At 38.7% G+C, this 21,646-nt stretch carries 20 protein-coding genes; 13 read left to right on the top strand and 7 right to left on the bottom strand.

Annotation, left to right across the window (positions count from 1 at the left end):
- Positions 1–271 precede the first annotated feature (271 nt).
- The 5 genes from jag to rpmH all read right to left on the bottom strand — a co-directional run bounded on the left by jag (position 272) and on the right by rpmH (position 3,121).
- Positions 272–1,120 (bottom strand): RNA-binding cell elongation regulator Jag/EloR, encoded by an 849-nt coding sequence (gene jag, locus C9914_RS05240; RefSeq protein ID WP_022263884.1) that lies wholly within the window; start codon positions 1,118–1,120, stop codon positions 272–274.
- Between the two features lie 19 nt (positions 1,121–1,139).
- Entirely contained in the window at positions 1,140–2,222 is a 1,083-nt protein-coding gene (locus tag C9914_RS05235) for a YidC/Oxa1 family membrane protein insertase (protein WP_022263885.1), read from the bottom strand.
- Positions 2,223–2,248: 26 nt separating this feature from the next.
- Positions 2,249–2,527: a membrane protein insertion efficiency factor YidD gene (gene yidD, locus C9914_RS05230; protein WP_106763864.1), complete on the bottom strand. Its 279-nt coding sequence runs from the start codon at positions 2,525–2,527 to the stop codon at positions 2,249–2,251.
- Positions 2,524–2,859, bottom strand: coding sequence for a ribonuclease P protein component (gene rnpA / locus C9914_RS05225; RefSeq protein WP_022263887.1), 336 nt, complete (start codon positions 2,857–2,859; stop codon positions 2,524–2,526). Before rnpA ends, yidD begins: the two co-directional genes overlap by 4 nt.
- Before the next feature lie 127 nt (positions 2,860–2,986).
- Positions 2,987–3,121 (bottom strand): 50S ribosomal protein L34, encoded by a 135-nt coding sequence (rpmH, locus tag C9914_RS05220; RefSeq protein ID WP_022263888.1) that lies wholly within the window; start codon positions 3,119–3,121, stop codon positions 2,987–2,989.
- 890 nt (positions 3,122–4,011) lie between these two features.
- Here rpmH and dnaA point away from each other — a divergent pair.
- The 13 genes from dnaA (at position 4,012) to gyrA (ending at position 17,981) form a co-directional block, all read left to right on the top strand.
- Entirely contained in the window at positions 4,012–5,325 is a 1,314-nt protein-coding gene (gene dnaA, locus C9914_RS05215; RefSeq protein WP_022263889.1) for a chromosomal replication initiator protein DnaA, read from the top strand.
- Positions 5,326–5,816: 491 nt separating this feature from the next.
- Positions 5,817–6,923, top strand: a complete 1,107-nt coding sequence (gene dnaN / locus C9914_RS05210) for a DNA polymerase III subunit beta (protein ID WP_106763863.1) — start codon at positions 5,817–5,819, stop codon at positions 6,921–6,923.
- On the top strand, positions 6,913–7,125 hold the full coding sequence (locus C9914_RS05205) for an RNA-binding S4 domain-containing protein (RefSeq protein ID WP_106763861.1): 213 nt from the start codon (positions 6,913–6,915) through the stop codon (positions 7,123–7,125). The genes dnaN and C9914_RS05205 overlap by 11 nt, the downstream gene beginning before the upstream one ends.
- 563 nt (positions 7,126–7,688) lie before the next feature.
- Positions 7,689–8,807: a DNA replication/repair protein RecF gene (recF, locus tag C9914_RS05200; RefSeq protein WP_106763859.1), complete on the top strand. Its 1,119-nt coding sequence runs from the start codon at positions 7,689–7,691 to the stop codon at positions 8,805–8,807.
- Positions 8,808–8,815: 8 nt separating this feature from the next.
- Positions 8,816–9,079, top strand: coding sequence for an extracellular matrix regulator RemB (gene remB / locus C9914_RS05195; protein WP_106763857.1), 264 nt, complete (start codon positions 8,816–8,818; stop codon positions 9,077–9,079).
- 54 nt (positions 9,080–9,133) lie between these two features.
- A complete protein-coding gene (locus C9914_RS05190) occupies positions 9,134–9,751 on the top strand; it encodes a TFIIB-type zinc ribbon-containing protein (protein WP_106763854.1) in 618 nt (205 codons plus the stop codon).
- Positions 9,752–9,757: 6 nt separating this feature from the next.
- Complete coding sequence (locus C9914_RS05185; protein WP_158707337.1) at positions 9,758–10,126, top strand: hypothetical protein; 369 nt, start codon at positions 9,758–9,760, stop codon at positions 10,124–10,126.
- Positions 10,127–10,567: 441 nt separating this feature from the next.
- Positions 10,568–12,505 carry a DNA topoisomerase (ATP-hydrolyzing) subunit B gene (gene gyrB / locus C9914_RS05180; RefSeq protein ID WP_022264475.1) on the top strand — a complete coding sequence of 646 codons (1,938 nt, stop codon included), beginning with the start codon at positions 10,568–10,570 and terminating at the stop codon, positions 12,503–12,505.
- Between the two features lie 193 nt (positions 12,506–12,698).
- Complete coding sequence (locus C9914_RS05175; RefSeq protein WP_106763850.1) at positions 12,699–13,403, top strand: hypothetical protein; 705 nt, start codon at positions 12,699–12,701, stop codon at positions 13,401–13,403.
- A gap of 62 nt (positions 13,404–13,465) precedes the next feature.
- The gene (locus tag C9914_RS05170) at positions 13,466–13,879 is read left to right on the top strand and encodes an acyl-CoA thioesterase (protein ID WP_106763849.1); all 414 of its coding nucleotides are present in this window, start codon (positions 13,466–13,468) and stop codon (positions 13,877–13,879) included.
- 436 nt (positions 13,880–14,315) lie between these two features.
- Positions 14,316–14,882, top strand: coding sequence for a YcxB family protein (locus C9914_RS05165; protein ID WP_158707336.1), 567 nt, complete (start codon positions 14,316–14,318; stop codon positions 14,880–14,882).
- Between the two features lie 6 nt (positions 14,883–14,888).
- The gene (locus C9914_RS05160) at positions 14,889–15,446 is read left to right on the top strand and encodes a YcxB family protein (RefSeq protein ID WP_106763845.1); all 558 of its coding nucleotides are present in this window, start codon (positions 14,889–14,891) and stop codon (positions 15,444–15,446) included.
- 60 nt (positions 15,447–15,506) lie between these two features.
- The gene (gene gyrA / locus C9914_RS05155; protein ID WP_106763844.1) at positions 15,507–17,981 is read left to right on the top strand and encodes a DNA gyrase subunit A; all 2,475 of its coding nucleotides are present in this window, start codon (positions 15,507–15,509) and stop codon (positions 17,979–17,981) included.
- Between the two features lie 509 nt (positions 17,982–18,490).
- Here the strand turns inward: gyrA and C9914_RS05150 are convergent.
- Positions 18,491–19,651, bottom strand: a complete 1,161-nt coding sequence (locus C9914_RS05150; RefSeq protein ID WP_106763842.1) for a hypothetical protein — start codon at positions 19,649–19,651, stop codon at positions 18,491–18,493.
- Between the two features lie 393 nt (positions 19,652–20,044).
- Positions 20,045–20,896: a DegV family protein gene (locus tag C9914_RS05145; RefSeq protein ID WP_022264467.1), complete on the bottom strand. Its 852-nt coding sequence runs from the start codon at positions 20,894–20,896 to the stop codon at positions 20,045–20,047.
- Positions 20,897–21,646: the final 750 nt, after the last annotated feature.

Genomic DNA, 21,646 nt, shown 5'->3' with positions numbered 1-21,646 from the left:
ACGGCACCGCCTGTTCGGCTACGGTAGCTACTTCATCCGCGTCAACTAACCTCCCCTACCACACCACGAGCGAGACTTGTCGAGCGATTCCGCGTCTTGTCCTGTGCGGTCACGCACCGCCTGTTCGGCTACGGTAGTTTCTTCGACCGCGTCAACTAACCTCCCCTACCACACCACGAGCGAGACTTGTCGAGCGATTCCGCGTCTTCGCCGTGGGTCGGCACCCACAAAAAGAGCATCGCCGAAAATATAGCGATGCTCTTTTGAAAAATTAGTCTTTGTTTATTTCAATTTTGCCATAAAGCGATGTTGTTGGTGCTTCTTCAAGATGCTCGCTCTCAAATGTAGAGAAAACGCTGTCGTCTGGATGTTTCTTCTGTTCATCTGTATATTCACGACGCTGATAGTCGCCTGAGCGTCTGCGTGGCTGACTACTATTTCTATTGCCATAACCACTGTTATATCTTCCGTTTCTGTTTCCGTAAGACTGCTTCTTGCGGTCAGGACCAATAACAACATGCCTTTGAAGATTCTCGCCCTCAGACCATGAGGTCGCTCCACGAACCTTCTGTACTGCTGTGTGTATAATTCTTCTTTCATATGGATTCATTGGCTCAAGCGAAACCTTTTCGCCTGTCTTGCAGGCTCTAAAAGCAAGCTTTCTGCCAAGAACTTCAAGAGTCTTTTCTCTCTTTTCACGATAATTTCCAATATTAATTATTACTCGGAAATACTCTTCATGTATATGGTTTACAACCAAACCTGTGAGATATTGAAGTGCATCAAGAGTTTCTCCTCTATGACCGATAATAAAGCCTATATCGTCACCATTTACATCAAATTCCGCACCATCTTCGGTTTCAGTTGCCTCAATAACTACATTAGTAACACCAAGCTTTGTGAGAACATCAGCAAGATATGCCTTAGCAATATCTGTTGGGGTTTCCTCATAAAATACTCTTACCTTTGCAAGTGAACCACCAAACAAACCAAACTTTTTCTTTTCAGGCTGAACAAGAACCTCAAACTGTGCTTTATCTTCATTTACGCCTAATTCTGCCAAAGCCAGAGCCTTAGCCTCTTCAATAGTTTCAGCCTCTTTAATAGCTTCTTTAATCATTATATTTCACCTCGGAAATTTATTTTTTCTTTCCCATATATCCACTGCCTGAGTTTTTATTCTTAGATGAATTTTTTTTCTTTTTAGATGAGTTACTATTTTTCTTTTCTGATGTAGAAGAGCTCTTTTCTGAATCTACTGTAACAACCTTTGCAGTTGCATTTATAAATTCTGCTGATGCTTCTTCCTGCTCACGGAGAATAACTCTCTGAGCCTCTGCCTTAGCTTCCATAATATTCATATTATAGAACTTATAAAGAACTATCGACTGTAAGAAACCGAATACTGTTGATGCAATCCAGTAGAAACCAACAGCAGCAGGAACTGTATAAGCAATATATGCACTAAAAAGTGGCATAACAAGAAACATAACCTTCATACAGCCAGCACCCTGACCGCTCATATTAGTACCATTCATTTTCTGCATAAGGAATGTACTTACAACAGATGTAACAAAGCAAAGAACAGGAATAATCCAGAGCATAGACCCCCAGCCCACTGTTGAAGGAGTTGCAAGAAGGTCAAGACCTAAGAAATTAAAGCCATTATGGAAGTCATTTATAGTGCTGACATCATTTGCATTAAATATTGCAGAACCGTCTGCGTTAGTAAGATATGGATTAAGCTGTGGGAAATACTTTACAAGGTCAATCTGACCATAATAGGAATTAAAGCTTGAGCCTATACCAGGAAGTGTGCTTAGAGTATTAAGAGCAGCACTGACTTTATCCGCAGCAATATGAAAAGTATTAGTAAGCGGATTAACAACTGCATAGTAAATACACATCATAAGCAAGAGCGGTAGCATCGAGGTCAAACAACCCGAATAAGGTGAGGCTCCCTCTTTTTGCATAAGCAAAGCACTTTCCTCGTTAGCCTTTTGCCTGTTATTTGCATATTTTTTTAATATTTCCTGCTGTTTAGCCTGAAATCTTGCGTTTGCCGCCATAGATTTCTGTTGCTTAACTGAAAGTGGAAACATAATTAGCTTAATTATGATTGTAAAAATCATAATAGCTATACCAAAGTTCTTTACAAGAAAGAACGCACCCCAGAGGATATAGCCAAAGATTCCTCCTATAAAATTAAAAAATTCCATCATAACTTAGAACAATTCCCTTCGCCCTTTTATTTTGCGGATTTTTTGCCTGAAAATTTTCTTTCCGCACTAAATTCAATCTTCTTAATTTTCTTTTCTGGAACAGGGTCATATCCGCCCCTCGAGAAGGGATTACATCTCAAAATTCTCAAAACAGAGAGAATAGTTCCCTTCAATGCACCATGAACCTTAACTGCCTCAAGAGCATATGTCGAACAAGTAGGAACAAACTTACAGCATGGTGCTTTCTTTAACGGAGAAATATTTTTTCTATAAAAAGAAATAAGCCAAATAAGCGGGTTCTTCATCTGAGAATCCCCGCTTCCTTCAGCTGTTTTTTCATTACACGCAAAATATCTGTGCTTTTAACGAAAGGAGTCTTGCCCCTTGCAACAAAAACAATATCATATCCTGTTTTAAGCTCAGGCAAAAGTGAGCGATACGATTCACGAATAATTCTGCGTGACCTGTTTCTTAAAACGGCATTACCGATTTTTTTACTTGTAGTGATGCCCACTCTTACGCAATTCCGTCTTGTCTTGATAACATAAGTAACTATGAGCGGACTTTGGTAAAATCTGCCCTTGGAGTAAAGTCTTCTGAACTCGTTATTTTTTTTTAAAGAAACATACTCGTTCAAAGCAACCACCCTACACCCAAAGCACAATGCTAAAAAATACCGTTTTAAATAAATTTTGAAAATGCCCGAAAAAACTTCGGGCAAATCTTCAGAAAGACAAAGCTTTCATCTTAAAAAATACGAAAAATTAGTAGGTTAATCTTTTTCTGCCCTTAGCTCTTCTACGGGCAAGGACCTTACGGCCGTTACTTGTAGACATTCTCTTTCTGAAGCCATGCTCCTTTTTTCTGTGAAGCTTTTTAGGCTGATAAGTTCTCAGCATTACAAAACCCTCCCTTCAAAATCTCAAAATAGAAGGCGGAACCGATAGAATTTCCCAGATAGTGGGAATACAAAAGATAAAGCCTTACAAATTAGCATTATAACTTATAAAAGGGAGAAATGTCAAGTATTTTTTCAAACTTATAGTATCTTAGATTTTATTATATAAACATTATATATGTTAGCCCAACTCAAAAGTTTTGCTCAAGCTTTTTCAAAAGCTTGCAGTTTCCAAAGGCAGAGCCTTTGGTCGCTCTCCGCAGAGAGCGAAACACTTTTGGGCGAAGCCCAACATTCTTTTTTTTCTAAAGCGGTGGACAGAGTCCACCGCTTTAATTTCTTTCGTCAGCAAAATTAGTTACTAAGGGCGGACTTCGTCCGCCCTTTAAATTCAAGAGATGTTAAGGGCTTTGCCCTTAAAACCCACAAGGGACTCCGTCCCTTGACCCTGCAAGCTTTTGAAAAAGCTTGAGCAAAACTTTTTTCTTTCTTAGATAAGTTCATTAACTAATCAATAGAGCAGAATAACATTTTGAAATAATAAATTTTATCGAACGAATTTTCGAAAATAGCTTTGCAAATTTTTCTCGATTATGCTATAATATATAGTTAGGGTAATAGCATATCTTTCTTAACAATCCCCTTATTTTCCCTTTAAACGCCCTCTAAGCCCCTATTACCCTAAAACCCTTCAAAATCACTTTTACAATTTACTCGCCTTAGAGCGGATTTTTGACTTATTTTTCGCACTTTTATTTGCTTTTATAAAAGAACTGTGCTATACTTAAGATTGAGAGATTATCGGATTTACTTCCGTATAACAATTTTATAATATTTTTATTATGATTAGGTTAAATTCTTGAAAAATTTATTGGGAGGAATGAGAACTTTATGGATTCCTTTAACGAGGCTTGGGACATTATCTGTGATTATTGCCGGCAGAGAATTACAGATGTTGCCTACAAAACTTGGATTAGTAAAATTGAACCCGTAAATCTGGATTTTTCACAGGGCAAAGCTATCCTAATGGTTCCTGGCGATTTTCACCGCCAGACCTTGACAAGATGCTATATGTCCTTGCTTAATGATGCCTTTGAAAGCGTCTTTGGCTCGGGTATTGACATCTGCTTTACTATTCCAGAGGAAATCAATCAAAAAGAGGAAAAGCTTAACGAAAGTATTCTTGACGCTGACTACGAATTTACATTTGATACCTTTATAGTCGGTTCATCGAATAAATTTGCCCACGCCGCATCACTTGCAGTTGCGGCAAACCCAGGCTATGCCTATAACCCTCTTTTCATCTATGGTAATTCCGGACTTGGAAAAACTCACCTGCTTAATGCCATCAGAAGTGAAATCAAAGCAAACAGCCCTGAAAAAGAAATTATATATGTTAAGGGTGATGATTTCACTAATGAACTTATCGAATCAATCCACCTTGCAAAAACAAGCGAATTTAGGCAGAAGTACAGAAATTCTGATGTTTTGCTCGTTGATGACGTTCAGTTTATCGGTGGTAAAGAGTCTACTCAGGAGGAATTTTTCCATACCTTTAATGCTTTGTATGAAGCTAAAAAGCAAATAGTCCTGACCTCGGACCGTCCTCCTAAGGAAATTCAATCACTCGTTGACAGACTTAGAAACCGCTTTGAATCAGGTCTTATTGCTGATATTCAGCCACCGGATTTTGAAACCAGAAGTGCCATTATAAAAAGAAAAGCAGAGCTTCTCGAAATTGATGTTCCAGATGATGTCTGCGAATACATTGCAACCAAGCTGAAGGCTAATATCCGTCAGCTTGAAGGTGTTGTCAAAAAAATGAAGGCAAAAAGTCTGCTCTATGGCGAGAAAATCTCTATCAACTCGGCTCAGAAGATTATTTCAGATATTCTGAATAACGACCAGCCACCTCCACTTACAGTAGAAAAGATTATCGAAGAGGTTGCAAGAACCTTTGGAGTAACTGCTGAAGATATTCGTTCATCTAAGCGTAATTCCAATATTTCTAAAGCAAGACAGATTGCTATATATGTTGTAAGAGAAATCACCCAGCTTTCAATGAACCTCATCGGTGATGAATTTGGTGGTCGTGACCATTCTACAATAGTATATGCCGTAAAACAGGTCGAAAAAGATATGAGCAAAGATACAAAAGTAAAATCTATGGTAGAGGATATAATTAAGAATATAAGGGATAGATAAATTTTGAAAAACAATAGTTTTTTCAAGCTTTTAGTATATTTCCCGACAAGAAATTTTATTTTACCCTATTATCTGCATTACTACACATTTAGTGTATAAAATTGGGAAATAATTATATAATTTTGCAGGAAAATTCATTTTCAATTCAAAACTACGGAAATGAATATGCTTTGGTTCATTCATTTCCTATGCAAATTTATGCAATTTTTCTGAATATTCTCATTTTGACTTTTCAACTTTTCCTCAACAATTCACCAACATCTTTCAACCGCAATGTTAAAAACAAAAAGTTTTCAAGAATTTTCAAACAACACATCACAAAATTTCAACAATGCTCCAACTCTTCAACACCAGAAGTTAAAAAGCCTGAAGCCACTTTTCAACTTATAAACTGCCCCTACTACTATTACTAAAATATATCTATTCTACCATGCCTTTCTTTTCAGCATTTTCTCTATTTTCAGATATTTTTCAAAAGGACTGATTTATGTATGAAGATTGTATGCAATTGCCAAAGTCTTACAGAAGCAATAACAAATGTTCAGAGAGCAGTTTCCACAAAATCTAATAATCCAGCTCTCGAAGGAATACTTTTCAAGGCCAATGCAAATTCACTCACCTTATGTGGATATGACCTTGAGCTTGGAATAACAACCACTCTCCCAGCAGAAGTGCTTTCTGAAGGTTCAGTTGTCCTAAGTGCAAAGCTCATTTCGGATATTGTCAGAAGACTTCCTGCTGAAACTGTAAGTATAGATACCAACGAAAAACTTATGACTACAATCATAAGCGGAGCAGTTGATTTCAAAATTATCGGAATGTCAGCTGATGAATACCCAGATATTCCGTCCGTAAAGGGAGATTCAAGCATCATTGTCAAGGGTGAAATTCTTTCCTCAATGATAAGCCAGACACTTTTTGCTATTGCAGATAGTGATATTAAGCCTGTCCAGAAAGGTTCACTCTTTGAAATTGAAAACAATATCATAAAAATAATTTCCGTAGACGGCTATCGTCTTGCAATGAGAACTGAAAATCTTATTTGTGGCGAAAAGAAAAGCTTTATCATTCCGGGCAAAAGTCTTGCAGAAGTAGTCAAGCTTATAAAAGACAATGAAAAAGATGTTGAAATAGTTGTCGGAGATAAGCATATTATTTTCAAGATAGATAACTATTCAGTCATTTCTCGTCTTATTGAAGGCGAATTTATGAATTATTCTGCAGCAATACCAAGTTCACATAAAACAGAGATTAAGGTTAATACAAGAAAGTTTATAAGCTCTCTCGATAGAATGTCCTTATTGCTTTCCGAGAGAATAAAAACACCTGTTCGATGCAATATTGAAAATGGCGTTGTAAAGCTTTCCTGTTCAACAGTTCTTGGTCAAGCTTATGATGAATTTGATATAGAAATGAGTGGCGATAGCGTAGAGATTGGCTTCAATGTCAGGTATATGCTCGACGCTCTCAGAAATACCGATACAGACGAAGTAAAAATTTGTCTTAGTGGTCCTACAAGTCCAATGGTCATATTACCGAGCGATGGTGACAGCTTCCTGTTCCTCGTTCTTCCAGTGAGGTTAAAAAATGAAAACTGAAGAAGTCAAGCTTCGTGAAGGCGAAGAATTTATCCGTCTTGACTCCCTGCTAAAAACAGGCGGAGGTACAGGCGGAATGGCAAAGGTCGCCATTCAAGGCGGAAAGGTCAAAGTAAACGGTGAAATCTGCACTATGCGTGGCAAAAAAATGCGTCCTGGCGATTCAGCCGAATACCTTGACACCATTTTTAAAGTTTGTTGATATTTGTTAGTGAGTTAGATAAGTTAGCAAATTTTCCCAAGACACTTAAAAGTTTCGCTCGAGCCTTTTGCGGCGAGCCGCCGCAGCCAAGACGCAGAATCGCTCGGCAAGCCTCGCTCGACATTCTAAATCGAATTATATTGCTGCGGAAGACTAAACTACCGCTTAGCTAACCAACTTCCCCAAAGACACTCAAAAGTTTCGCTCGAGCCTTTTCTACACCAGCTTTGCTGGTGAAAGCTGCTCGCAGGGTCGAGGGACGGAGTCCCTCGTGGGTTTTAAGGGCAAAGCCCTTAACATCTCTTGCCATTAAAGTGCGGACGAAGTCCGCACTTGATGACTAATGTTAGCAACGCAAGAAAAAAAGCGGCGGATAAAATCCGCCGCTAAGAAAAAACAAGTGTTGGGCTTCGCCCAAAGGAGTTTCGCCGTCTGCGGACGGCGACCAAAGGCTCTGCCGTAGGTGACTACCTTTGGAAACCGCAAGCCTTTAAAAAGGCTTGACCTAAACTTTGAGTGTCTAAGAAAAGCTTAATAAGCCCTTAACATATAGGAGAGTTTGATTGATAGTAAAAGAGTTGTCATTTGAAAATTTTAGGAATCTTGAAAATAATACAGTTTTTCCATCAGACGGCATAAATGTTATCTATGGCGACAATGCTCAAGGTAAGACTAACATTCTTGAATGTTTGTGGCTCTTTACTGGAAATAGGTCTTTCAGAGGAGCAAAAGAAAATGAGCTGATTAAATTCGACAATGCTTTCTCGAAAATTCATTTAAAATTTGAAGCAAGAGAGCGTGAGCAGGAAATCAGACTTATGATTAAGGGTGGCAACCGCTTTATCGAGCTTAATGGCATAAGTAAACGCTATATTTCTGAAATCATAGGCAGCTTTTGCTGTGTGGTATTCTCCCCTAATCATTTGACGCTCATAAAAAACGGACCTGATGAAAGGCGACGCTTTATTGACGCTGCAATTTGTCAGATTAAGCCGTCATATTCTTCGATACTTTCCGATTACAAAACTATCATCACTTCCCGAAATGCTCTGCTTAAGGATATAAAAGAACACAGCGAGCTTATGGATATGCTCGATATATGGGACGAAAAGCTTGCAGTTCAAGGAGCATTAGTCGCAAGAGAGCGTATTGCATATATAAAAAACTTCTCGAAATATTGCTCAGAATTTTATACAGGCATATCTAAGGGAAGCGAAAAAATAGAAATTTCCTATAAGCTTTCTTTTGGCGATGAGGTTACAGAAGACACCTCGAAACTAAAGGCAATGCTTAGTGATAAATTGATAAAAGCTCAACAGAGCGATATATATCAGGGCTACACAGGCTATGGCCCACACAGAGATGACCTTGTTGTCACCATTGACAGTAAGAATGCAAGAAATTTCGCTTCACAGGGACAACAGCGTTCAGCGGTTCTTGCAATGAAGCTTGCGGAAGCGTCAGTCCTGAAAGCCGAGAGCGGAGAACAGCCGGTTATTTTACTTGATGATGTTCTCAGCGAACTTGATTATAAGCGACAGGATTATCTTCTCAATGAACTTTCAGATAAGCAAGTATTTATAACTTGTTGTGAATCCGAAATTATGACAAAGCTAAAAGAGGGAAATAAAGCCCTTTTTTATATAAATTCAGGCAGGGTTACACCTACCGAAATAGAGTGATTTAACTTATGGAAAGCCTATATCTTCATCTTGAGCAGGATTCTGTAATACTCAAGAAAAATATCATAGGAATTTTTGATATGGATAAAACCACAGTATCAAAAAAGACAAGAGAATATTTAAATCAAGCCGAGCGAGAAGGTCGAGTTCGCTATGTTTCATACGACTTGCCGAAGTCCTTCATTCTTTGTCGTGAGGGTGAGTCGATAGTTGTATATATCAGCCGACTTTCCTCAGAAACAGTAAGAGGAAGAATAGATTCATTTTTGTAGTGTTTGATTAAGCATATATTCAATAAAAATCCTAATATGAAAGGAAGTTATGCTATGGCGAAAAAGAATAAAAGACTTGCAAAATGCCCATATTGTGGACGAAGCGTTTCATACCTTGATTCGTTTTTTATGAAAAATAAGGGTGAATATACCTGCAAACGCTGTGGCTGTATTGCCAATGTAGGACTTAACAGAAATATCTATGCAATAACAAGTGTATTATGTGTTTTTGTGCTTTTGCTTGTTGTGCTTTATCTGTTTTTCGGAGATTTAACCAATCTATGGAGTTTACTTTTGGTAATAATTCCTTTTGCGGCATATTATGCAGTTGTGCCAATGTTTCTAATCCTTGTCCCTACCTCAGATAAATCTCAAGCAAAAAAGGTTATGGATAAGAAAATGACGAATACACAATCAATTTTCATAGAGGCTCAGAAACAGGTTCAATCGCAAAGCTCTCACAAAAAATCAAGATTTGAGGAAGAAACAACTACCGAAGAACCAAAGGATATATATTCTTCAGGTTCGATAAATCTTGAGGAAGATTCTGACGGCACGAAAGTATTTGAACCATATGATGCAAGCTCAGAGATAGGAGCCGATTTTCAAGAAAAATTCAGGTCTGCAAAGAAATCAGGAAAAAGCTTTGATGATTCCTCAGATATTCAATAAAAGGCGGTGGTCGAAATTTTCAGACTTCCGATATGTCCGTATTGTCACGCTATAACAAGATATAGCGATGTCAAGATGAAAACACATAATAAAATCATAAAATGTCACCATTGCAATAAAAATTATCGGGTTTCATACTTAAAGGGAAGAATAATTCTAATCTCGATAGTAAGTATTGCACTGATAGTAATAAATATATTTCTCTTAAAGCAAACGACAGGAGTTACAATTCCGTTTCTTGCGATAGGAGATGCAGTAGTAGTATTGGTTGCGGTATTCTTATTTCCGTTTACGGTAAGATATGAAGAATTGCCAAGAAAGCTTCAAAAACTAAGCTTAGATGAAGCCAATAAAAAACTTCCCCAAGACACTTAAAAGTTTTGGTGCGTGACCGCACAGGACAAGACGCGGAATCGCTCGGCATTCTAAATCGACTTATGTTGCCGCGGAGGACTAAACTACCGTTTAGCTAACCAGTTTCCAAAAGAAAATTAAAAGTTTTGCTCAAGCTTTTGAAAAAGCTTGCAGGGTCGAGGGACGGAGTCCCTCGTGGGTTTTAAGGGCAAAGCCCTTAGTGGCGAGCCGCCACTGCCAAGACGCGGAATCGCTCGGCAAGCCTCGCTCGACATTCTAAATCGACTTATGTTGCCGCGGAGGACTAAACTACCGTTTAGCTAACCAGTTTCCAAAAGACACTTAAAAGTTTTGCTCAAGCTTTTTCAAAAGCTTGCAGGGTCGAGGGACGGAGTCCCTCGTGGGTTTTAAGGGCAAAGCCCTTAACATGGCGGTTTATCGCTGCCAAAAAGGAGGAAGAAAATGGACAATAATGACATTACTAAAACAAATCAGGAATATGGAGCAAGTGAGATTCAGGTTCTTGAGGGACTTGAGGCAGTAAGAAAGCGTCCAGGTATGTATATTGGCTCAACAGGTCCGAGAGGCTTGCACCACCTTGTCTATGAAATAGTAGATAACTCCATTGATGAGGCGCTCGCTGGATATTGCGATAAGATTGATGTTTCAATTCTGCCAGGAAATGTTATCAGAGTAAAGGATAATGGTAGAGGTATCCCTGTCGGTATACAGCCAAAGATGGGCATTCCTGCTGTAACTGTTGTATTTACAGTGCTTCACGCAGGCGGTAAGTTCGGCGGTGGCGGATATAAAGTTTCCGGCGGTTTGCATGGTGTTGGTGCGTCTGTTGTTAATGCTCTCTCCGAATGGTTAGAGGTAAAAGTATGCGACGGCGAAAATATTTACAGACAGCGTTATGAAAGAGGAAATATTGCATCAGACCTTGAGATTATTGGCAAAGGCACTACAAAAGGTACTGAAATCACCTTTAAGGCTGACCCTCTCATCTTCACAGAAACCGATGTATACGAATATGAAGTTCTCGAAACAAGACTTCGTGAGCAGAGCTTTCTCAATGCAGGTATACATATCGAACTTCGTGATGAGCGTGACCCAGAGAATATCCTGCAAAATAACTTCCTCTATGAGGGCGGTGTATCTAACTTTGTCGAGTATATTCATAAAAAGCGTTCACTCGATGTAATTCACCCGGATGTTATTCATTTTGAGGGCAAGATGGACGATGATTCCGCATCAGTAGAGATTGCAATGCAGTATAATGACAGCTATAATGAACTTATACTTTCATTCGCAAATAATATTCATACAACCGATGGCGGTACTCACGAAGAGGGCTTCAAGCGAGCATTGACCAAGGTTATGAATGACTACGCAAGAAAGTTCAATATTCTCAAAGAGAATGATAAAAACCTTTCCGGCGAAGATGTCCGAGAAGGTCTTACAGCAATTATCAGCGTCAAGCTGAAAGAAGCACAGTTTGAGGGACAAACTAAGGCAAAGCTTGGCAGTACCTTTGTAAGAGGTTTAGTAGACAAGCTTGTTACAGAAAAGCTTTCAGTATACCTTGAGGAAAATCCTGCAACAGCAAAGGCAATTTTTGATAAGGCACTTATGGCAGCTCGTGCAAGAGATGCCGCAAGAAAGGCTCGTGACCTTGCAAGAAGAAAAACAGCTATGGAGGGTGCAGGTCTACCAGGTAAGCTTGCCGATTGTCAATCCAGAAACGCAGAAGAAACTGAAATCTATATCGTTGAGGGAGATTCTGCGGGCGGTTCAGCAAAGGGCGGTCGAGATAGACGCTTTCAGGCAATTCTTCCACTTTGGGGTAAGATGCTGAATGTCGAAAAGGCTCGCCTTGACAGAGTTTACGGCAATGATAAGCTTATGCCTGTTATTACAGCACTTGGCTGTGGCATTGGCGATGATTTCGATATAACAAAGCTCCGCTATGGCAAGGTAATAATTATGGCTGATGCCGATGTTGACGGCTCACATATCAGAACCTTGTTGCTGACATTTTTCTTTAGATTTATGCGTCCACTCATTGAGGAGGGACATATATATCTTGCACAGCCACCACTTTACAGACTTACAAAGAATAAAGAGCATCACTATGCTTATTCCGACCCTGAAAGAGATAAGATAATGGCAGAGCTTGGCAAGGCTGATATACAGAGATATAAAGGTCTTGGTGAGATGGATTCTGAACAGCTTTGGGAAACAACTATGAATCCTGAAACAAGAATAATGCTCAGAGTTGATATGGAGGACGCAGCCCTTGCTGATGAAACCTTCACAATACTTATGGGTGATAAGGTTGAGCCAAGAAGAGAATTTATAGAAAAGAATGCAAAATATGTCCAGAATCTGGATATATAATTTGATATTCAAACCAGTTAGTTTTCAACCGAAAATCAAGTGAATGTTGAAAATAAATAAGAAAGCCAAAAATATTATATACACACTGTAATAATTTTAAAATATATTACAAATTGTAGATAAATAAGAGCATATGAATTTCGTTTTCTGTACTAAGTCAGAAACGCACCTTTGGAGGTAGAAAAACAGAGCTATGAAAGACTATGATACGGCAAACAATACTGACGATAACATACCGCTTCAAGAAGATGAGGATACAGCCGAGGTAATGAGAATTGCCGAAGAGCTGAAAAGAATCCAAGAAGAAGAGGACGAAGAAGAAGGTCGTGGCTGGGACGGCTCCGAAGCAGAGCTTGTCGAGGACGATGACGCAGAGGAATATGAAATCCCAATGGCAGGAATAAGGGTATCCTATGTTCTTACCGAGGAGGAGTATTTCAAGTGTCTTAAACACAGCGGAATTTATAAATCTCAAGGAACAAGAGGACTTATAGAAGCAGTTGTCCTCGGAATACTTGCAGTAATATTTTTTGTTGTGTTCTTTATGACAGGCGGTGTGTCTAATATAGTATTTGGGTGTATCAGCATGATATTTATTGCAGTTCTTCTTGTTGTGCCAAACTTACATATGAGAAGTATGGCAAAAGATATGGCAGACGGAAAGCTTATCGAGGCAGAAATTTATCCTGACAGTGTAGAGATTGGCAGAGATGACGGTGCTTGGAAGATAGAGCTTGACGGCACAAGCAGAATACAGGAATTTGATAACATAATTATGATTTTTGCTGACCATAATAGGAGTTTTGCAATTCCTGAAAGAGCGATAGACCCAGATTTCCTACCGGAGATAAAGGGAATTTTGCTTGCAGGTACAACTCCAACCTACGAAGAAGATTGATTATCAATTCGGTGTTTAGATTTGAAAATAAGTTTTCAGTTTTGATTAGAGGTAATTCAGCTATGAAATGTGAGTCAAAGATTGTCGCAAGATATGCAGAAACCGACCAGATGGGAATAGTTCATCATTCGGTCTACCCTATTTGGTTTGAGGTTGGCAGAACAGATTTTATCAAGCTTACAGGTATGAGTTATACAGAGCTTGAGGAGAGCGGAGTAATGCTTCCGCTTGCATCTCTCGAGTGTAAATATATACTTCCGATTAAATACGAAGATGAAGTTATTATTGAAACTACCATAGTCAGTGTTAAGGCGGCTAAGATAGAATTTCATTATCGTGTTTTGAGAGGAAATCAAGTTTGTTCAGAGGGTGGAACAGTTCACGCTTTTGTAGATAGCAAGACATTCCGTCCGATAAACATAAAGAAGATAAATCCATCACTCTACGAAAAGTTCTGTGCCGCTGTGGCTAAATAAGTAGTTGTCAAAGAAACTACCGAGCGGGCGAACACAGTTCGCCCCTACAAATCAGATTTCCCCAAGACACTCAAAAGTTTCGCATGAGCCTTTTCAAAGGCTCATAGGTCAAGGGCAACGCCCTTGTCGCTCTCCGCAGAGAGCGAAATCCTTTATACTTCACAAAGCGCAGGAGGGTAGAAAAACATTCCAGTGGAATGTTTTTCGTAGGGAACCCTCGCAGGGGGTTCCCTGTGGATGCCGACCCACGGCGAAGACGCGGAATCGCTCGACAAGTCTCGCTCGTAGTGAGCGTAGGAAGATAATTGACGCGGTCGAAGTAATTACCAATGAACTACCGTTCGGGCGAACGCAGTTCGCCCCTACAATAAATTTTCGCTCGAGCCTTTTAGCTATCATCAAACTCGTGTTAAATAACGGAAGGTTTTGATTGTATATGTCAGAAAAATACAATAAATGTATAATGACAATAGAAAATAACGAAATATCGCTTATGATGTATGGTAATGCTTATATGATTGCTCATATGCGTAGAGGCAGACTTAAAGGCAAGGAATGGAAAGCATCAATTTTCTTTGCAATATGGTGTTGCTGTATGTTTTATATGGCATTAAAGCACTATGATTTAATTTCCAATCCAGTACCAGTGGGTATAAGTATTATTTGTTTGTATATGATGACATATTATCTGTTTATTTTGCCAAACAGAATAAAGCTAAAGGGCGAGCATATTTATAAAAGCTCTCATATGCTTAATAAAACCGAAAAAGTTACAATTACAAGAGATGGTTATACCATAGAAAATAAATATGAAGCTCTCATTGGTTACTGGACAGATATTCTCGATTGTATCGAAACAAACAGTTATTACCTGATGATAAGCGAATATAGCAAAAGGCTTATTATAATCTCAAAAAAATGTCTTGATGACGAACAAAATGAGAAGCTTGCCGAGTTTTTGAAAAAGACTATGCCGGCAAAATACAGAAAGACAAAGAAGTGATTCAGTTTGAGCGAAAAAACACCTATTCTTACAGCCGATTATATTATAACAGAACACGATTATATTCATACAAGCCTTGCACAGCGTAGGTTTAAGACCTCTAAGGCTGATAGGCTTATAATGAATATACTTGGCATACTTGCCATTTTTATAGGTCTTTATATGCTTATATTTTCCGGAGATGGAATTATAAAAACCATATGTTGGATTCTGCTGATAGCAATGGGTCTTTTTTCAGTATCATTCTATGAAATCATAGGTCCGTCATTGGTTCGCTATCAAGCAAAAAATGAATATAATGCCAATAAAGAAAAGATTGGCTCAAGAAATATAGCTTTTTATGAGGACGAAGTAAAAATCGTTTCAGATAGATATAGAGGAAATATTCCATATAGATATTTTTTTCAGGTATTAGACGATAAAAAAGTAATAATCTTCTACATTGATGAAAATGATTATATATCTATTCCAAAGAGATTATTTACTGATAAGGATAATGACGCACTCGAAAGGATAAAATCCTTGCTTGGCAAGAAATATGTGCGTATCAACCAACGAAAGTAGCTTTGTTTTTAATGAAAGAAGTCCAAAGTCAAATTTTTATAGATAAAAGAGGGTTTGAATATGGAAGATTACAGCAACATTCAGCAAAAGATTATTGATGTAGATATAGACAAGGAAATGAAAAAATCCTTCCTCGAATATTCTATGTCAGTTATCGTTTCAAGAGCTTTGCCAGATGTAAGAGATGGCTTAAAGCCAGTTCACAGGAGAATCCTCTACTCACAGTTTGAGGATAATCTTACTCCAGATAAACCATACAAAAAGTGTGCGACAACAGTCGGTAATGTTCTCGGACGCTACCACCCACATGGTGATGCTTCCGTTTATGACGCACTTGTTCGTCTTGCACAGGATTTCTCTATGAGATATATGCTCGTTGATGGTCACGGAAACTTCGGTTCTGTTGACGGTGACCCACCTGCTGCTTATCGTTATACAGAAGCAAGAATGAGCAAAATCAGCACAGAAATGCTGACCGATATAGAAAAAGACACCGTAAATTTTCTGCCGAACTATGACGATTCCAGAAAAGAACCAGAGGTTCTCCCCTCTCGTTTCCCAAATCTTCTTGTAAACGGTTCAACAGGTATCGCCGTTGGTATGGCAACAAATATCCCACCTCATAACCTTGGTGAAGTAATAGACGCTATGTGCTGTCTTATCGACAATCCAGATGCAAGTCTTGATGACCTTATGCAGTATATCAAAGGTCCTGACTTCCCTACTGCCGGTATTATTATGGGACAGAGCGGAATAAGAGCCGCTTATGCAACAGGTCGAGGAAGAATTACTGTCAGAGCAAGGGCAGAAATTGTCGAAGAAAAGAATCGTTTCAAGATTATAGTTACAGAGCTTCCATATCAGGTTAATAAAGCAAGACTTGTTGAAACCATCGCAAATATGGTTAAGGAAAAGCGTATAGAGGGCATTTCAAACATAGATGACCATTCCGACAGAAATGGTATGCACATTGTTATAGACATAAAGAGAGAGGCATCTCCTCAAATAGTCCTCAATCAGCTTTATTCCTACACACAAATGCAGATTACTTTCAGTGCGATTATGATTGCCATAGTAAATGGCGAGCCTAAAACTCTTTCACTAAAAGAAATACTTAGAAATTATGTAGATTTTCAGGTTGATGTTATCACAAGAAGAACCATATTCGACCTCAAAAAGGCCGAAGAAAGAGCCCATGTTCTTGAGGGCTTGAAGAAGGCTATCGACTTTATAGATGAAGTTATTTCGATTATCCGTTCATCTAAGGACCAGCCAACAGCTAAGCAAAGACTTGGTGAACGCTTTGAGCTTGATGAAATTCAGACACAAGCTATTGTTTCTATGCGTCTTGGACAGCTTTCAGGCTTAGAGCGTACCAAGATTGAGGACGAGCTTGGACAGCTTAATATCAAGATAGCCGATTTCAAAGACATTCTCCAAAATAGTGAAAGACTTCTTTCTATCATCAAAGAAGAGGCTCTTGCTATCAAGAAAAAATATAACGATGAACGCCGCACAGAGATTGTTGCTGTCAGCGGTGAAGTCGATATAGAAGACCTTATTCCAGAAGAAGATTGTGTCCTTACGCTTACAGAATTTGGTTATATCAAGCGTCAGAAGTCAGACACATATAAGCTTCAAAGGCGTGGTGGCAGAGGCGTTTCAGGTATGAGCCGCCGAGAAGAAGATGTTGCAAAGGAAATGTTTGTTGCAAATAGCCACGACCATGTTATGTTCTTTACAAATCTTGGCAGAGTTTATAAGCTTAAATGCTATGAAATTCCAGAGGGTTCAAGAACTTCAAAGGGTATGAATATAAACAATCTCCTACCTCTTTCCGCTGATGAAAGCGTAACCTCAATGATTAAAGTACCTGATATTGAGAGCGAGCAGTATCTCGTTATGGTTACCCGAAACGGCATAATTAAGCGTACAGAGTTAAGTGCATTTAGTCATGCAAGAAAGAACGGACTTATCGCAATAGACCTCAACGAAGGTGATGAGCTTGCATGGGTACGCCTTACAGACGGCAATAAAGAGCTTGTCGTTGCAACAAGAAACGGTATGGCTATACGCTTCCACGAAACAGATGTCAGAGTTATGGGCAGAGCCGCAAAGGGTGTTAAGGCAATAACTCTTAGAGGTGATGATAAGGTTATCGGAATGTCGATGCTTCGTGAGGGTGCATATATTCTCACAGTTTCAGAAACAGGCTATGGCAGACTTTCAAATGTCAGTGATTATCGTATTCAGTCAAGAGGCGGACATGGTGTAATAAATTATAATACAGATAAGTATGGTAAGGTTGCCGCAATTAAGTCCGTAGACCTTGATGATGATATTATATTAATCTCTAATGACGGTGTTATTATCAGAATTGAGGCAAATTCTATAAGAATTTGTTCAAGAACATCAAAGGGTGTCCGAGTAATGAAGGTATCTGATGAAAGTAAGGTTGTAACACTTTCCAGAGCCCCACACGAGGAAGAAACCGCAGATGAAACTACCCCAGAAGAAACTACCCCAGAAGAATAAATAATCTTCCCCCAGACACTTAAAGTTTAGGTCAAGCCTTTTTAAAGGCTTGCGGTTTCCAAAGGCAGAGCCTTTGGTGGGTTTTAAGGGCGAAGCCCTTAACATCTCTTGCCCCTAAGTGGCGAACGAAGTTCGCCACTATCTCTCTCCCATAACGAATAAAAACGCTCAGGTTTTAAAAGACCTGAGCGTTTTTCATATTCTATTTACTTTTAATGCCTGTTTATTTTTAAAATATCTGTTTTTATGATAATTTGCATTTACTATTTAAAAAATGTAGGGGCTAACTGTGTTCGCCCGTTCACCGTCATCTTTGTTTGCTCTTTATTAGTTTGTTGCTAACAAAAAATTAAGCGGTGGACATAGTCCACCGCTCGAGAAGAAAGAGATGTTAAGGGCGTTGCCCTTAAAACCCACCAAAGGCTCTGCCTTTGGAAACCGCAAGCCTTTAAAAAGGCTTGAGCGAAACTTTTAATTGTCTTGGAGAAGTTTGTTAGCTAAGTAATAATTTAATCTTCGCTTTCAACATTGTCGGCTATTACAGGTTGAGCCTCAGTTTTTGTATTCTCTGGTTGGATAGGTGGTTCAACAGCTGTTGTAGCGTCGTTCTGAATCTGTGCGTCAACATTTTGTGGCTGTTGAACCTGTGTATGCTGTGGTTGATATGACTGTGCATATTGAGTATTTTGTTGAGCAGCCTGTTGAGCCGCATAAAGTTGATTTCTTGTCTGAATATAAGGTGTTACCGGAGGAACAGGAGGACGATTAGCGTTTGTAGGATAAGCGTTTGTAGCATATCCAGCGTAATAAGAGCTAAGCTTAGCATTTGAAGGGTAAGCTTTGTTTATAGAACTGGTATAATTAGAAGAAAGAAAAGCGAGTCCATAGAATATTACGCTTGCAGCAGCAAAGATAAGAACATTGATAGTAGAGCTAAGAAGTGTTATAGGCTCTAAAGTTACCTCTGTGTTAGGAATAACAAGTGAGCTAAGTGCTGTGAAAAATGCAATATTTGTAAGCACAATAGCAGATATAGAACCAGAAAGGAATAATGCACCGCCACGATTTGAAGGAATTTCCATATCAGAAGAAGCCTTTTTCATAGCAAGAGAAATACGAACAGCACCGATTCCAAGAAGAATAGCAGTCGCACCAAACAAAATATAAATAAGAAAATCGTAGTTTGCCTGTGTTGAAGTATAAGTTTGAGGCACTTCAGAAAATTCTCTGCTGTCAAATAAATTGTTAAGCTTAGAGCTTTGGTATCTCTGAACAGAGATTGAAGCGAATGAAAGAGTTACTGTAATGCAAGTAACGATAATATATATTACAGAGCTTATAGTAAGCATAGAAAGACCTGATGTGATAGAATCACCAGCCTTTGCTTTCAGATATATTGAAAGGAAGGAAATGAAAAATAAAATAGATACCAAAGAGATTATAGAGCCAAAAACAGCATTTATAATTTCGATATGCTGATTATCAAAGAGATAATAGAGTGAAGAAATCATACTGATTTTATCTCCCGAAAATGTGTAGATAACGGTTTGAAAGATTATCAACGCAGAGAGCATCGCCGAGGCTATTGTAATAGTAAGCATAGAAGTTCTTGTAAAAAATTGCTTAATTAGTTCAGAACCAGGAATTTGATTGTTATAGTTCGGATTCATAAAAACAGCTCCTTTTAAATATAGATTTTCATAGGGTTAATGCGATGATAACCCTAACGATTTACACTATTCTACACTAAACAGATGTAAAAATCAATAACAAATTGAAAAAAATCAAATATTTTTCAAAATAAATATGAATTTAGTGCAAATTAAGAAAATACGGATAAGTTTTCAACTATTTAATAGAAAAATGTTGAAAATTTATCCGCTAAAAAATATCAGTAATATTTCTTTTCATATATCATAAATATAAGTAAAGAACCTAAAGAAATCGTAGATAAGGAAGGTAGAAGTATGAAAAATAGAATTATAATAAAGGCAATCGAAATAGCAGGTGTAATCTTAGCAAATTTTGCAATGATAGCTCTTGCACAGACCTTATAAAGAAAATCAGTCTTTTATAGCGTAGATTAGTCCAAGGGTGTTAGGTCCACAATGCACAGAAACAGAACAGCCTGTGTTACATTCATATATTTCATCAAAAGCTACAAGTTCAGCACAACGTTTTCTAACAGCTTTCAAAGTCTTTTTGTCAATGCCTGAATGTGTAAGTAACAAAATAGATTTGTCTATATTCTCACCAGAGGTAAGCATTTCCTCAGCATATTGCATAAAGACATTTTCAATCTTTCCTCTATATTTTTTCTTAACTACAAGAGCAGCATCTTTTGTTTCAAGACAAGGCTTAAGATTGAGCATATTAGCACCAAAAGCGGCAATACCACTGCATCTTCCGCCTTTTCTCATATATTTGAGAGTATCAAGAACGAAGCTTACACGAATATTATCAGCCTCATCACGGAGCTTTTCAGCGATTTGCCAACCCTCTAAGCCTTGGTCACGAAGCATAGCACCGTGAATAGCAAGAAGTCCCATTCCGCTTGAAATGCTGTGAGAATCAATCGGATAAACCCCAGGGAATTTCGCAGCAGCCTGTTGTGCGATATTATGAGTTACAGTAAATTTAAGGCTAATGCTGGTGTGAACTACGGTATATCCTTCATCAGTCCACTTTTTGTAGAAATCCTCGTAATATCCTACGGTAGGAGCTGATGTAGTAGCGAGTTCGCCTGTTGTATCAAAGTAATTGAAAACATCATCAACAGTAACATCAACGCCATCAAGGCAAGGTTTGTCACCGAGATTTACAGGGAGCGGAATAATCTCTATATTATATTTTTCGATAAGTTCAGGAGAAAGGTCACAAGTACTGTCTGCGGCGATAATGACCTTATTTTCCATAATAACCCCACCTTTTTTATAAATATTTTGTATATTATATCATATTATTTCAAAATTTACAATGCTTTATCTTAAAAACACTAACTGACAAACTTTCCCAAAGACAGATAAAAGTTTTGCTCAAGGCGGAGTGCCTCCGCCGTCAAGACGCGTAATCGCTCGACAAGTCTCGCTCGACATTGATAAACGAATATTATTAACGCAGTCGAAGAGATTAGCAATGAACTACCGATAAGATTAGCTAACAAGCTCATCTAAGACAGTTAAAAGTTTAGGTCAAGCCTTTTTAAAGGCTTGCGGTTTCCAAAGGCAGAGCCTTTGGTGGGTTTTAAGGGCGAAGCCCTTAACATCTCTTTCTCTCTAAAGGCGGACTTTGTCCGCCTTTTTATTAACTAATGTTGCTACCAAAAGATATTTAGGGGCGAACGAAGTTCGCCCCTAAGGGGGCAAGAAAAGTTAAGGGCGTTGCCCTTAAAACCCACGAGGGACTCCGTCCCTCGACCCTGCAAGCTTTTGAAAAAGCTTGAGCAAAACTTTTATTTGTCTTAGGAAAGTTTTATTAACTAATCGGTAGACCATTGCTAATTTCTTCGACCGCGTCAACTAACTCACCTTACTTACTACGAGCGAGACTTGTCGAGCGATTCCGCGTCTTGGCGGCGGCGGCTCGCCGCAAAAAGCTTGAGTAAAACTTCTGAGTGTCTAAGATAAGTCGGTTAGCTAAGCGGTAGTTTCTTCGACCGCGTCAAC

It is taken from the genome of Pseudoruminococcus massiliensis, from assembly GCF_900291955.1.
Classification (GTDB): Bacteria; Bacillota; Clostridia; order Oscillospirales; family Acutalibacteraceae; genus Pseudoruminococcus; species Pseudoruminococcus massiliensis.
The sequence above is the reverse complement of the archived record's forward strand: the minus strand, read 5'-3'. Positions and strand labels throughout refer to the sequence as shown.